The sequence below is a fragment of the Nocardia sp. NBC_01329 genome (assembly GCF_035956715.1).
GTDB lineage: Bacteria > Actinomycetota > Actinomycetes > Mycobacteriales > Mycobacteriaceae > Nocardia.
Genome location: NZ_CP108381.1, coordinates 5,518,676 through 5,532,139 on the forward strand (window position 1 = coordinate 5,518,676; position 13,464 = coordinate 5,532,139).

The following is a 13,464-nucleotide window of genomic DNA, read 5'->3' on the forward strand; positions in this document are numbered from 1 at the left end:
AGTCCTCAAGCTACCTGTCTGTACGCGGTGCCCGGCAACAGCCTGCGCAACGCTGTGGTGGATGGGCGCTTCGCTTCGCTCACTCGAGGTCGCGACCCGGCTCGTCGGCCTAGTCCTCGGGCGCGTCCGGGAAAGCCTGCTGGGTGTAGCCGCCCCGCAGGGTGCCCTCGACGTATGCGGTCTTGCATGCGCGCCGGGCGATCTTGCCGCTGGAGGTACGTGGAATCGAACCGGCCGGCACCAGCAGCAGATCACGCACCGTCACACCGTGACGCTGCGAGATCGAAGCACGCACCGCGTCGGCGATCGGCAGTGGATCGGCCTTACCGGCGCCCGGGCCGCGTTCCGCCACGATCACCAACTGCTCGGAGGCGTCGTCGGCATCGAACTTCAGGCCCGAATGACTGCCCTGCGCGAACACCTCGGCCGGCAGCTGGTTGGCCGGTACCGAGAACGCCGCGACGAACCCGGGGCGCAGCGCGTTGCTGGCTTCCTGGGCGGAGAACTCCAGATCCTGGGGGTAGTGGTTACGTCCGTCGACGATCACCAGGTCCTTGACCCGGCCGGTGATGTAGAGCTCGCCGTCGAAATAGACCCCGAAGTCGCCGGTGCGCATCCAGTGGGCGTCGGGCGTGGTGCCGTCGGCATGGCTGCCCTCGGCCAGTGGGATGACGACCTTGTTCCGGAAGGTCGCCGCCGTCTCGGTCTCCCGGCCCCAGTACCCGATGCCCATATTGTTGCCGTGCAACCAGATCTCACCCACATGACCGTCGGGCTGCTCCCGGGGGTCACCGTCGACCGATTCCGGATCGACGATCGTCGCCCACTGCGATTTGGCCACATAACCGCAGCTCACCTGGGCGATCGCACTATCATCGCCCTGGTCGACGCGGACCATCCGTCCGGCGTTGAGTTCATTGCGGTCCACATAGGTGACCTTGGCTTCGTCGTCGGACTTGGTCGCCGAGACGAACAGGGTGGCCTCGGCCATTCCGTAGCACGGTTTGATCGCCGTCTTGGACAATCCGTAGGGCGCGAACGCGTCGTTGAACTTCTTCATCGACGAGGTGGTCACCGGTTCGCTGCCGTTGATCAGGCCGATCACATTGGACAGATCCAGCGATTCACCGTTCTTGGGCAGACCGCGTACAGCCGCGTGCTCGAAGGCGAAGTTCGGGGCGGCGGCGAAGGTGCCCGCGCCGTCGGAGGCCGCGGCCAACTCCTTGATCCACCGGTACGGGCGCCGCACGAACGACGCCGGCGACATGATGGTGATGAACTTGCCGCCCACGGCCGGCAGGATCACGGTCAGCAGGCCCATATCGTGGAACAGCGGGAGCCAGGTGACGCCGCGCGAGTTCCAGTCGAGATTGATGGCGTCGACCATCTGCAACAGGTTGGTGCCCACCGCGCGGTGGGTGATCTCCACACCGGCGGGGGTCCGGGTGGAACCCGAGGTGTACTGCAGGTAGGCGATATCGTCCACCGCGATATCCGGGCGCACCCAGCTGTCGCCGACACTGTCGGGAATCGCGTCCACGGCGATGATGCGCGGCCGCTGCGCGGCGGGCAGCGCACGGAAGAACTGACGCACCCCGGCAGCCGCCGAACTGGCGGTGAGGATGGCCGACGGTTGGCAGTCGCCGAGCACCGCGTGTAGCCGATCGGTATGACCCGGCTCGTCCGGATCGAACAACGGCACCGCGATAGTGCCCGCGTAGATGGCGGCAAAGAAAGAGATCACATAGTCGAGCCCCTGCGGCGCGAGCACCGCCACGCGGTCACCGGGAGTGGTGACCTGCTGCAGGCGACCGGCCACCGCGCGCAGCCGGACCCCGAACTGTTGCCACGTCAGCTCGTGGGCCTCACCGTCGCGCTCGCGCGAGTAATCGATGTAGCGGTACGCCAGCGTGTTCGCGTCGTTACGGGTGTGCTTCTCGACGTGATCGACCAGGGTGCGATCATCGGGAATTGTGATGTTCCCGTTCTCGTCCAGGTAGTCGTCGAAAGTCTCGTCCATTCCTTCTCCTCCGAGGCACACGCGGCAACGGCACGATAGCCGCTATTTACTGTGTGGGCCCCGACTCGCTTTCGCCGCGGGCGCTCTCCATTCGAGAACCGACCCTGCGGGTTTTGGGTGCGGTCTGCGCGGTGACCGCTATCGGCTAGATGTTCTCAAACCAGAGACATGTTACAGAGACGAGCTGCTCACTCCTCCCGGAGCAAGGGAATCACCGGAGCGAATGCGTCCATCTGGGTGGGGAATATGCCCACATAGGACATTCCGGTGAGCTGACGCACACGTCGCATCTGGTCGGCGATCTCCTCGAACGAACCGATCGCCACATACGGCGAGTTCAAGATCTCCTCGACGGAGAGCGCGACATCCACCTCGAGGTCGGGATGCAGGCCGCGTTCGATGGCCGACAGCGCCATCTCGGCGGTCTTCTCCCGGTCGTCGGTGATCACGATGGCCGTGATCGCCCAGTTCAGCTCGATCTGATCGAACCGGTCCCCGGCGGCTTCCTTGATCAGGTTCACCTTTTCGATCGTCTTCTCGAGGGTGATCCCCGAGAGCAGACCCTTACCGTTCGAGGTGGTGACCGGAACGATGGAGATGATGTCGGCGTGCTTCGCGGCGAGCTTCAGCATCCTGGGCCCGCCGCCGCCGGTGCACAGCGGCGGGCGCGGGCCCTGCCGCGGCCGTGGGGTCCCCTTGACGCCGTGCACCTGGTAGTACTTGCCCTCGAAGGTGCACTCCTGGCCGCGCAGCAGCGTGTCCAGAATGGTCAGCGTCTCATCGAGCTTGGCCAGCCGGACACCCGGCCGGTCGTAGTCCAGCCCGGCAGCCTCGAACTCGTCGGCCTTCCAGCCGGCCCCGATCCCGACCTCGAGCCGGCCCTTGGACAGCACATCGATGGTGGCCAGATCCTTGGCCAGTACCACCGGATGCCGAAAACCGTTGGCCAGCACCGACGTACCCAACCTGATCCGGTCGGTGGCCTGGGTCAGCGCGCCGAGAGCGGCGATCGGACCGATCTGGTCCCCGAGATGATCGGGCACCACGAAGGTGTCGTAGCCGTACTCCTCGGCCTGCTGCGCCGTCTGGATGAACTTGCGGGCGCCACCCTCCTGTTTGTTTCCCTCACCCGCGGCCGCGAAGCGGAACTTACGCAGCGGAGTGCCCAGCGCGCTCAACTCATCCACCGGTGCGGCGGCTTCTGTCATGAACTCATGCTCCTGGATATCGGAAGTCTGCGTGCCCCCAGCCGGCGCAGGGCCCGGGATGCGCGATCACCAGCGCACTTTACAGCCTGCCGGACGGCGGGGAACACGCTGAGGGCGGTGAATTGTCACAAGACGACCGCCGCGCCGCCACCGCCCCCGGCATCCGCGGATCAGGAATGCGGCGGCGACGGCGCACTACCGACCAGACCGACCGCCCAGTCGGCCGCCCACTGCGTGGCGGTCGTACCGTCCGGATCGACCACGAAGTTGTGGTAGAGGCTGTGCACGGGATTGCCCACAGCCTGAGTCAGGGTGCCGACACTGCCCAGAATATTGGCCGGAGTAAGCGCATTGCGGGGCGCGTCGCAGATCAGATCACCGGGCGCGCAGATCGTGTACACCCGGTCCGCCAATTCCCCGAACCCGCCTTTGCGCACACCCGTCATGGTGATCCCGGGCACGGTGAGACCGGCCAACGCCACCTCCGCACCGACCCCGGGCGGCGGAGTGCCGACCTGGATCGGCTGCCCCTCCCCGGTCTCGCCGGATCGCCGACCGTCGGCGATCAACGTGACGCCGAGCACCCGGCTCGCGGGCACCGGGCCATTGCCCTTACCGATCTGCTCGGCGATATCGCCGATGATGACCGCACCCTGCGAGAACCCGGCCAGCACATAGTTGGTGAGCGGACACTCCTGATGACGCTGAGTCAGGAAATCGAAGGTCCGCCGTGTGCCCTCGGTACGGCTCACGTTGTAGGAGGCCTGACCGTCCGGCGGGATCGCCACCGGATTGGAGAACTGCGCGATGTAGGGGACGGTATAGACATCGACCCGCCCGGCCGGGAACTGCTCCTGAACCGGGCCGCTCACATTCAGCATCAACGAAGCGGGATTGGCCGTCGGGCTGTGCGGATCATCGTCACTGTTGGACTCCCAAGTACCCGGCACCGAGATCATCTGCACATCCGGGCAACTCGCGGGCTGGCTGGTCGGTTCACCAGGCCCGGGCTCGGGACCCGGGCCGGGTTCGGGCTCGCGCAGACAGCCGGCCAGCAGATACCAGAGCAAAATCACGATGACGAGCCCGACGACTCCCACCACGAGCACAGTCAGACAACCCGCCGGTCGGCGGCGCCCGGTACGTCCCCTACTCATCGGCAACCACTAGCAGTAGTGCGCTTTAGCGGTACTGATGTAGATCTGACCCGCCTGCTCGACCGGCATCTTCGCCGGGTCGAACGACGGATCCGAACCGGCCATCGCGTTCACGAACGTCACCATATCGGCATCGGAAGTCCCCGCAGCCACACCCTGGCAGACGTAATTGCCGATACTCAACGCGATATCCGGCGACGACGGGGTCACGCCCTGCTTGCCCAGCTCATCGACGAAAGTCTGTTCTCTCTCGCCGAGCTGCCCGGATTGGGTCGCCTCCGGCGGCACCGGGGCGGGACGCTCCGGCTCCTCGGCCGGTGCCTCGGGTTCGCCGGGCTGCTCGGGAGCCGGCGCCTCACCCTCCGGAGCCGGAGCCGGACTCTCGGCCGAAGGAGCCGGAGCCGAACTCGCGGACGGCGCTCCGGCCTGGGTCGACAGTGTGGGAGTGCTGGTCGCGGTCGATTCCTCGTCGCCGCAGCCGGCGAGCAATCCGGCGGCCGCGACCGCCGCCACCACACCGAGCAATGTGCCTCGGGTCCGATACATACATTCCATCCTGTGTTCCGGCGCGCGGTGCGCGCGGGTCCACGGCCGCTCGAGTCGGGGCCGCCGAACCACTGGGTTGACGTCTGGTTTGCGTCCCGGCCCGGCGGGTTGCCCCGGGCCGCGATCACCGAGGGTAATACCAGACCACCGAGTGGCGCCGACTCCCCGGCCGGTCGAGGGGCCCGGAGGTCGGTTCGAACAAGCCCGACGGACGGCGAACGGCCCGGTTTGTGAAGGTGACCGCCGCGCCGACCGAGCGAGGAGAAAGAGTGGGCCGGCTCACACGGTCGGACAGCGGACTCGCATGTGCCGCCTGCACGAACCAGCCACACACCCGGTGCCGAGTCTTACGAGGCCCACAAAGGTCGAGGCCCGTCCCGCCGCTGCGCCCTCGAAAGTGCATGCGCCGAAGGCGCGAGTCTCGAGGGCGCAGCGGCGGGACTTCCAGGGGCCTCGACCCGCGGCGCCGCAGGCGCCGCCAAAAGACTCAGCCCCCGTGTACTTCCGCTCGATTGTCCCGGACAGTGACGAAGCCGCGCTGGAAGTTCTGTTGTACTCCACCGGGAATCGCGAACTCGTCGCTGATCGGGAATCCGATCCGACCGCCCTCGTATCCCGAGTCCCGCCAGGCATCCATGATCGGTCCGTTGCGCACGCCCCAGGTTCCGGACAGCGGGCTCCAGTAGAGGGATCCGCCTTCGAACCTGGTGAACTGTCCCAGGTCCTTCAGTGGAACTTGGGGTGCCGCGGGGAAGCCCAGCCAGCTGTTCTCGAAACCGAGTTCGGAGTACTTGCCCAAGATCATGCCTTCTACCCGGTGTGCGCCGGTGGCGGGGCTGAAGTAGAAGGGTCCGCCTTCGAAGGACTGAACCGCGCCGTCGCGGTTGGGTGTTTTCACCTCGGGCCCGACCGGGTAGCGGGCGGGGCCGCCCTCGAAACCTTGCTGTCCCCACTCGTCGAGGATCGCCCCGCGCACCATCTGTGCGCCGGTCTCCGGGGTCCAGTACAGGGAGCCGTGCTGGAACGGCTGGAAGCGGCCCCGCCCATCCGGGAGGGCCTGTTCGCCGCCGACCGGCAGTCCCAGACCGCCGTGCGGCCCACCCGCCGCCTGGTAGCCGCCGCCGAGGCGGCCTGCCACCGGTTGCGCGCCGGTGTGGGGTGAGTAGAAGACGCGGCCGTGGCGGAAGTCCTGGGCCAGGCCGCCGGGGACTTGGTATTCGCCGGTGAGGCAGTCGCCCAGCCAGCCGTTGCCCCCGGCGGCTGCGGCGATCGCGCCGCCGATCGCGCATTCGGGTTTCGCGGCCGGCACTCCGAGCGCTCCGGCGGCCTGCGACCAGGATTGGCGCATTTCGAAATCCCAGTACGGCCAGGTGTGGGTCCCGGCTGCCCGATAGTTGACGGTCGCCGGGATACCCAGTTCGCCGATTTTCTCCACGAAGTTCTGTGAGGTCAGCAGGGCCAGTGTCTCCAGACCCATCCCGAACATATTCGTGCTCACTCCCGGTATTTCCGAGCCTTCGTCGTGTTTGCCGGAGGCACCGGTTCCGCTGGAGATGTAGAGCGATTTACCTTTCAGCCGATCTGCGATCAGCAAGGGGTCGTGTTCTTCCCACTCAGGGCTGCCGGGTGGACCCCACATCGCGGCGGAGTCGAACCCACCGGCGTCGACCATTGCCAGCCGAATGGCTTGCGGCATCCCGAGGCTGGTGGTGGTGAGAAAGCCCGAATAGGAGGCGGCGTATTTCACGAACTCGGGATTGCGCGCGGCCAGGAACATTGCGGCCGTTCCGCCCATGGAGAGTCCGGCGATTCCCCTGGTGGAGGTGGCGCGCCACTGGCTCTCCAGTAGCGGCGGGAGTTCCTTGGTGAGAAAGGTCTCCCATTTGTAGTTCTTGCCGTTGTCGGGTTGCAACCAGTCGGAGTAGAAACTCGATCGGCCGCCGACCGGCAGTACGACGGTCGTGTTCTTATCGGCATAGAAATCCACCGCGCCGGCATCGGAGATCCAGCCGTTCTGGTCGTCGGTGGCGCGCAATCCGTCGAGCATGTACAGCACCGGGAACTTCGCGTCCGGCTGGGTATTCCAGTCGCGGGCGAGCAACAGCCGGACCTGGATCGGAGCGCCCATGGCGGGCGAGTTCACCCAGACGGCCACATCGCGGTCGGTATGCCAGACCACATTGCGGATTGTCGCGGGCGCCGCGGCGGCGGTCGGCTGGGCGAGAGCCGGGGCCGTGACGGCGGCGAAGGGAAGCACCAGCGCGGCCGCCCAGGCCGTCAGCTGCCGCCGGGCACGTCCACGGGACCGGCCTGTCGTCCGCCGGGTAACGCGTGTCATCCCTGCCACCCACTGTTTGTACCGCCGTGGCATGCGGATATGCGGTAAGACGCGCGGACAGCAAATCAGTTCACCTCTGCCGTGACGGCATACGACAACGGCACCACCTGCTTCGATAGGAAGCAGGTGGTGCCGTTTGGCAGAGCTATCGGTTCAGCGGCAACCGAATGGCATATCTTCGATCACCAGCCGTTGGTGGAATCCAGGAACATCTGACGCGAGGCGAAGAGCTGGCTTTCCCAGTACTTCCAGGAGTGGGTACCCACGCTGGGGAAGTCGAAGTGGGCGTTGATGCCCAGGGTCTTCAGCCGCGCCTGGAAGGCCCGGGTGTTCACCAGCGAGAGGGCTTCCAGCGCCATGGCGTTACCGGTGTTGAACGCACCGACCGCACCGGCCGGCTTGTCGTACGGGCCGGGCAGGCCGCTGGCCGCCGAGATGTACATGGGCAGGCCGCGCAGCTGCGGGGCGAAGACGAACGGGTCCATCCGCAGCCACGCCGGGCTCCAGGGGGCAGCCATCGAGTCGACGTTGAACTTGCCCGCGTCCAGCATGGCGATACGGATGGCTTCGCGCATACCCGGTGCCGAGATGTTCAGGTAGCCGGAGTAGGCGGCTGCCGAACGGAACTGGTCGCGGTGGTAGGCGGCCAGGGCCAGCGCGGCGCTGCCACCCATGGACAGGCCCGCGATCGCGTTGTTGGTGCGTGAGACGCCGTGGCCCTCGAGGAAGGCCGGGAGCTCCTGGGTCAGGAAGGTCTCCCATTTGTAGGTGAACTTCTGACCGTTGGTGTTGCTGGGCGAGTACCAGTCGGCGTAGAAGCTCGACTGTCCACCGACCGGCATGATCAGGGAGATGTTGTCGTTGCCGAACTGCTGCAGCGCGTTGGTCTCGAACGACCAGGCGTTGCGATCGTCGCGCGCACGCAGGCCGTCGAGCAGGTAGAGCCCGGCGTTGCCGCCGCGGGCCGCCCACTGCACCTGAACCTTGATCGGGCCCATGCTCGAGGGAACCAGCAGTTCTTCGAAAGCGCCGCGCTTCACCGGTGCCGCGGGCGAGGCCAGCGCGGCAGTCGGAGCCGCGATACCTGCCGCGACCGGTAGCGCGAGCACTGCCGCACCGATAGCCAGAATCCGGCTACGCCAACCGCGGGGTGCCCGCGAGGGCCCGGTACTTCTCTTCGGGCCGGCTGCCCTGCCGAAACGCATGAATTCTGCTCTCTTTCTGCTGTTGTGGCGTTGTTCGCTACCGCTGTGCGGACAACACCCCCGTTTCTCCTCGGTGGCGCCGGCGGCCGGGTCCCGACCAACCATGGGGCCGACAGCGCTACAACGATCTGGTCACAGATGTGCTCGGTGGACCTTATTCGACCTCATCGAGCCTAGGCAAGGCCGTGCTGATCGGATGGCCGAAATCCGCCGCGAGAACCGCTGTGATCGCCCCGTGACGATACCTTGCCGGAGCGGTGATGTCTCGGCGGGCCGGGATATTCGACTGTTATCGAAATCGCGCTCCGACCTGGGTTGCGTAACGGAATAACAACCGGGGCCGAATTTCTATCGACAGCAGTGTGCCCGCTCCGAAGGCTTACCTTCGGAGCGGGCACACTGCTGTCGGGTTCGGGGCCCCGGAAAACGGGACCCCGAACTGCCGTTATCCGATATTCGCCGACAAATCCGGGAGCATCCGATACACCTCGGCCTCCCAGTACGTCCATGAGTGAATACCTGTTGCCGGGAACGAGTAGGTGACATTGTTCGCGCCGAGCGTCATCATCCGAACCTGGAACGAACGGGTGTTCGCCAGCGCCAGCGCTTCCAGGCCCATTCCGTTGATCGTGTTGCCGTTGAACCCGTCGGCGGGGCCGGGCAGGGCGCTTCCGGCGGATATCCACAGCCTGGTGTTGTGGTCACGCAGCAGCGGCGCGAATACGAACGGGTCCATCCGCAGCCACTGCGGGCCCCACGGCGGGGCCATGGAATCCACGTTGTAGCCGCCGGCATCGATCATGGCGACCCGGATGGCCTCGCGCATACCGGGTGCGGAGATGTTGAGGTAGCCGGAGTAGGACCCGGCGAAGCTGAACTGGTCGGGGTGGTAGGCGGCCAGGGTGAGCGCCCCGCTGCCGCCCATCGACAGGCCGAAGACACCGTTGCGGTTCGGGTTGAATCCGAGCCGGCTGTTCAGGGCCCAGCGCAGATGCTGATTGATGAAGGTCTCCCAGGCGTACCGGTAGCTCTTGCCGGGGCCCTCGGAAATTGTGTTGAGGGCGCCGGATCCGGAAGAGGAACCCGTCGGGGGGAGGCCGAAGAAGGAGCTGGGGGCGTTCCAGTCGGCGTAGAAGCTGGACATACCGCCGATCGGCATGACGACGTTGATATTCCAGTCGGTCAGCGCATTGGCGATATTGGTGTCGTTCTCCCATCCGCTGTGGGTTTCGGGGGCGCGCATACCGTCGAGGGCATAGACCACCCGGTTGGTGTTGCCGTCCTTGGCGCGGAAGACCCGCGACCTGATCGGGCCCATTTCCGGTGAATCGACCCAGAAGTCGAATCCCGCCGGATTGGGGGCCGCTTCGACCCGGGGGGCCACATCCGATATCGCCACCGCCAGGGGGGCCAGCAGGGCTACGGCCACCCCCATCGCCCACCGCTGTGCCCAGCGGCGGGTTCGCACCGATCCGGGCCTGCGCGCACTTCGCATTCGACTAGACCTTTCGCCTGGACAGCCGGAGAGCAAATTACGAGCTACGTTACCGGCCCCATCTCGGATACATAGACCACGGCGCCCGGAGAAACCGGAAGCCGTTATCTGGATACATGTTCCTGGTGGATCAATCGGCCAACTGTACGTCCCTGTTGCCGGATAGTGTGGCAGGTCACAGTTATGTAGACACGCTATATGCACAAAAGTTGCCGAAGCGGGTCGGTAGCCCGCTCCGGCAACGATTCCGCAACGAGGCCGACCGGTTTGTTTTGCCCGATCGGGTCGGCGGCTCCGAGACGATCAGCCGATGTTCGCCGACATATCGGGGATCATCCGATACACCTCGGTCGCCCAATAGCGCCAGTTGTGCACACCGACCGCCGGGAAGTCGTACGTGGCATTGCTCGCCCCCAGCGACGCCATCCGCACCTGGAACGCCCGGGTGTTGGCCAGCGCCAGCGCTTCCAGACCCATGGCGTTGACGGTGTTGAAATCCAGGCCGTCGGTAGCGGCCGGGATACCGCTGCCCGCCGAGACCCACAGCCGGGTGTTGTGGTTGCGCAGCATCGGCGCGAACACGAACGGATCCATCCGCAACCACTGCGGGCTCCACGGCGGCGCCATGGCGTCGATATTGAAGCCGCCGGCGTCGAGCATCGCCACCCGCAGCGCCTCCCGCATGCCGGGGGCGGACACGTTCAGATATCCGGAATAGGAGCCGGCGTAACGGAACTGGTCGGGGTGGTAGGCCGCCAGAGCCAGCGCGGCACTGCCGCCCATCGACAATCCGAACACGCCGTTGCCGTTCGGGTTGAAACCGAGCCGGTCGCGCAGCGCCCAGCGCAGTTCACGGGTGAGGAAGGTTTCCCATTTATAGGTGGTGGTCCGGCCGACCCCGGCCGCCGAACCCGACGCCAGACCCGACCCCGAATCGGCGGCCGATCCGGTGGCGCCACTCGCGCTACCGGAACTGCCCAGTCCGAAGAAATCGCTCGGCGCGTTCCAGTCCGCGTAGAAACTGGACCGGCCGCCGACCGGCATGACCACGTTGATATTCCATTTGGTCAGTTCCCGGGCGACATCGGTATCGATCTCCCAACCGCTCAGATCGTCGCGGGCGCGCATCCCGTCCAGCGCGTACACGACCCGGCCGGTGTTGCCGTCGGCGGCACGGAACACCCGGGACTTGATCGGCCCCATCTCCGAATCGACCCAGAAATCCATAGCGTTGGGATCGAACTGCGCCGAGGCCGGCGCCGCGGGCCCGGCCACGGAAGCACCGACCGGAAGCAGAGCTGCCAGGGACAGCAGCACCGTGCGCTTCAGCCGATCGCCCAGCCGCCGTGCCGGACGTTCGGTCCGGACATCCCGGCCGATAACCCCTCGCATTGTTCCCGCCCTCCGTCGTGCGACCTACGGTCGCGCAGTACGACTACCGGTCTCCCGGCCCGGTCGAGTCGGGGCCGGACGCCAGCACCATAACCCGACCGCAGACCACACGCCCACCAGGAATGCGAAAGACGTGGTACACAACCCAACTACCGTCGGAGAAAGCGCAGTTCAGCGCACCGGCGGGATCGGATCGACAAGACCACAGCGTTGAATCTCATACTCGGGGACCCGGTCGATACGGTACGAGGCGAAATCGAAAGCGTGCAGCAGATTGTGCTTGAACCGCTCCAGCGTCAGCGGTCCCTTGTAGGAGAGCATCAGCGCATGGGTGTCCGGGCACGACATCGCGACCCTGGCCTGTTCGACCCACTCCTCGTCCATGTACCAGGGCAGCCAGGGCTTGATGTCCACCATGCCGGTCTCCACGACCACCCAGTCCGGGTAGAGGCTCTTGTCGTGCCCGATCCGACCGTCGGTGAGCCGCTCGGTATGTGCGGCCAGCGGGAACGCCAGACCCATGGGATCGATGACTCGAACATCGAGCGGCACGTTCATGCTGGTCATACCCAAGTTGAGGAAGTAGACGGTGTGCCCGACCCCCTCCGGCGGGATGGGCAGCGGCGGCGGGGCGATGTACCACATCATGAACGACGGCGAATTGAGCAGCAGCCCGCCGTCGGGCGTGTTGTCGATCGCCTCCACCATGGGACGCATCCGGGCGTAGTCGAGATAGTCCTCGGCGCGGATGGGGTGGTCGTGACCGGTGTTGAGGACGTAGTAGATCCGTTCGTCCACGATGCCGGACTTATTGATCTCGGTCCCGGTTTTGATGGCCGTGGTACCCGAAGCCAGCAGGGCCCAGGCCATCGTCCCGATCAGCGCGGCGACCAGGATCGCGAAAGCGGGAGCGTCACGGCGGGTCAGCGCCCGCAGGCCACCTTCGGGCAGCCGCAGCGGGATCACCGCGACCGGCAGCAGGAAAAGGAACAGCTGCGGCAGCAGCATCCGCCCGTGCATGAAATCGCCGCCGACCCGCAGCGCGTAGATCGTCAGGATCACCGCGGCGCCCAGCACCAGCGCGACCACCGCCCACGGCGAATGCAAACGTTCCTGGAACCGGCGGAAGCGACCGGCCTCGGCGTCCGCCGAAGTGCCCACATCGGGCCGCGCGTGATGCGATCGCGCGGCCACCAGACCCGCGACCAGCAGGACGGCCAGCGGTACGTACAGGTAGTAGGGGCCGGCCAGATCCCAGAGGTAGGTGAAACCCTGGCCCCATTTCGCGCCGCCCGCGTCCTTGGCGACCGCGGTGTTCGGGTAGGGCAGGCCGTAGTAGCCCATCCGCCACACCTGATAGAGCAGCGGGACAGCGCCGGCCACCGCCACCATCAGCCCCCGCAGCAGCCACGGCCGCAGCCGCGACCCGGGCATCGGCGCGAAGAAGAGCAGCAGCAGCGCGAGTCCGCCGACCACCGCCATCTCGGGCCGGATCAACGGCGCCAGACCGGCCAGGAAGGCCAGGCCCAGCAACCCGGGCACCTTCGGCTCCTCGGTCTTGCTCCAGCGCACCAGCAGCAGCCACAGCAGGGCGATCCAACAGATGACCAGGCAGTTCTCCAGGCCCGAGGTCACGTAGTCGCGGGCCGGTGGCACCGCGATATAGGCCAGCGCCCCGGCCGGGAACAACAACGTGGACGAGGCCGGGCCCCAGAGTTTGCCGGTGCCGAGCATGGCGAACAGCAGTGCCAACAGCGACAGCGTCAACGCGACACCCAGCACCACATACTCCAACCGGCCCTGGGTGAGCCAGCTGAAGAACCAGACGACATAGGTCCATGCCGTACTGGTGTTGGTCTCCACCCGTTCCCCCGGGTTGAAGACCGGACCGTTTCCGGCCAGCAGGTTGCGTACGGTACGCAACACGATGAGTCCGTCATCGGCGATCCAGCGCCGCTCCCAGCCGCCGAAGGCGAACAGGGCGACCGTCACCACGATCCCGCCGGCGAAAACCCCCCGCGAAATCCTGGTGGAACGACCGGACGGGCGGGGCTGCTCGGTGGCAGCGCGCTCGTCGGGCTGTTCAGTTTCCGCTACCGCAAT

Annotated in this window: 9 protein-coding genes; all 9 read right to left on the minus strand. The window is 66.3% G+C overall.

Annotation, left to right across the window (positions count from 1 at the left end; translation table 11 throughout):
- Positions 1-109 precede the first annotated feature (109 nt).
- Positions 110-2,020, minus strand: a complete 1,911-nt coding sequence (gene fadD32 / locus OG405_RS25085) for a long-chain-fatty-acid--AMP ligase FadD32 (RefSeq protein ID WP_327148871.1) — start codon at positions 2,018-2,020, stop codon at positions 110-112.
- A gap of 188 nt (positions 2,021-2,208) precedes the next feature.
- Complete coding sequence (locus OG405_RS25090; RefSeq protein ID WP_327148872.1) at positions 2,209-3,228, minus strand: LLM class F420-dependent oxidoreductase; 1,020 nt, start codon at positions 3,226-3,228, stop codon at positions 2,209-2,211.
- Positions 3,229-3,398: 170 nt separating this feature from the next.
- Complete coding sequence (locus OG405_RS25095; protein ID WP_327148873.1) at positions 3,399-4,385, minus strand: cutinase family protein; 987 nt, start codon at positions 4,383-4,385, stop codon at positions 3,399-3,401.
- Between the two features lie 9 nt (positions 4,386-4,394).
- The gene (locus OG405_RS25100) at positions 4,395-4,931 is read right to left on the minus strand and encodes a DUF732 domain-containing protein (protein WP_327148874.1); all 537 of its coding nucleotides are present in this window, start codon (positions 4,929-4,931) and stop codon (positions 4,395-4,397) included.
- 487 nt (positions 4,932-5,418) lie between these two features.
- Positions 5,419-7,269: an alpha/beta hydrolase-fold protein gene (locus OG405_RS25105; RefSeq protein ID WP_327148875.1), complete on the minus strand. Its 1,851-nt coding sequence runs from the start codon at positions 7,267-7,269 to the stop codon at positions 5,419-5,421.
- A gap of 182 nt (positions 7,270-7,451) precedes the next feature.
- Positions 7,452-8,474 carry an alpha/beta hydrolase gene (locus OG405_RS25110; protein WP_327148876.1) on the minus strand — a complete coding sequence of 341 codons (1,023 nt, stop codon included), beginning with the start codon at positions 8,472-8,474 and terminating at the stop codon, positions 7,452-7,454.
- A gap of 445 nt (positions 8,475-8,919) precedes the next feature.
- Positions 8,920-9,969, minus strand: coding sequence for an alpha/beta hydrolase (locus OG405_RS25115; RefSeq protein ID WP_327148877.1), 1,050 nt, complete (start codon positions 9,967-9,969; stop codon positions 8,920-8,922).
- Positions 9,970-10,272: 303 nt separating this feature from the next.
- Positions 10,273-11,361 carry an alpha/beta hydrolase gene (locus OG405_RS25120; RefSeq protein ID WP_327148878.1) on the minus strand — a complete coding sequence of 363 codons (1,089 nt, stop codon included), beginning with the start codon at positions 11,359-11,361 and terminating at the stop codon, positions 10,273-10,275.
- Between the two features lie 171 nt (positions 11,362-11,532).
- On the minus strand, positions 11,533-13,464 hold the full coding sequence (gene zomB / locus OG405_RS25125) for a flagellar motor control protein ZomB (protein WP_442790790.1): 1,932 nt from the start codon (positions 13,462-13,464) through the stop codon (positions 11,533-11,535).

What these genes read in the sequence shown, in the direction of transcription:
- OG405_RS25095 (WP_327148873.1), bottom strand. Translation starts at nt 4,385, where the DNA reads ATGAGTAGGGGACGTACCGGGCGCCGCCGACCGGCGGGTTGTCTGACT.
- OG405_RS25090 (WP_327148872.1), bottom strand. Translation starts at nt 3,228, where the DNA reads ATGACAGAAGCCGCCGCACCGGTGGATGAGTTGAGCGCGCTGGGCACT.
- fadD32 (WP_327148871.1), bottom strand. Translation starts at nt 2,020, where the DNA reads ATGGACGAGACTTTCGACGACTACCTGGACGAGAACGGGAACATCACA.
- OG405_RS25100 (WP_327148874.1), bottom strand. Translation starts at nt 4,931, where the DNA reads ATGTATCGGACCCGAGGCACATTGCTCGGTGTGGTGGCGGCGGTCGCG.
- OG405_RS25115 (WP_327148877.1), bottom strand. Translation starts at nt 9,969, where the DNA reads ATGCGAAGTGCGCGCAGGCCCGGATCGGTGCGAACCCGCCGCTGGGCA.
- OG405_RS25120 (WP_327148878.1), bottom strand. Translation starts at nt 11,361, where the DNA reads ATGCGAGGGGTTATCGGCCGGGATGTCCGGACCGAACGTCCGGCACGG.
- OG405_RS25110 (WP_327148876.1), bottom strand. Translation starts at nt 8,474, where the DNA reads ATGCGTTTCGGCAGGGCAGCCGGCCCGAAGAGAAGTACCGGGCCCTCG.
- OG405_RS25105 (WP_327148875.1), bottom strand. Translation starts at nt 7,269, where the DNA reads ATGACACGCGTTACCCGGCGGACGACAGGCCGGTCCCGTGGACGTGCC.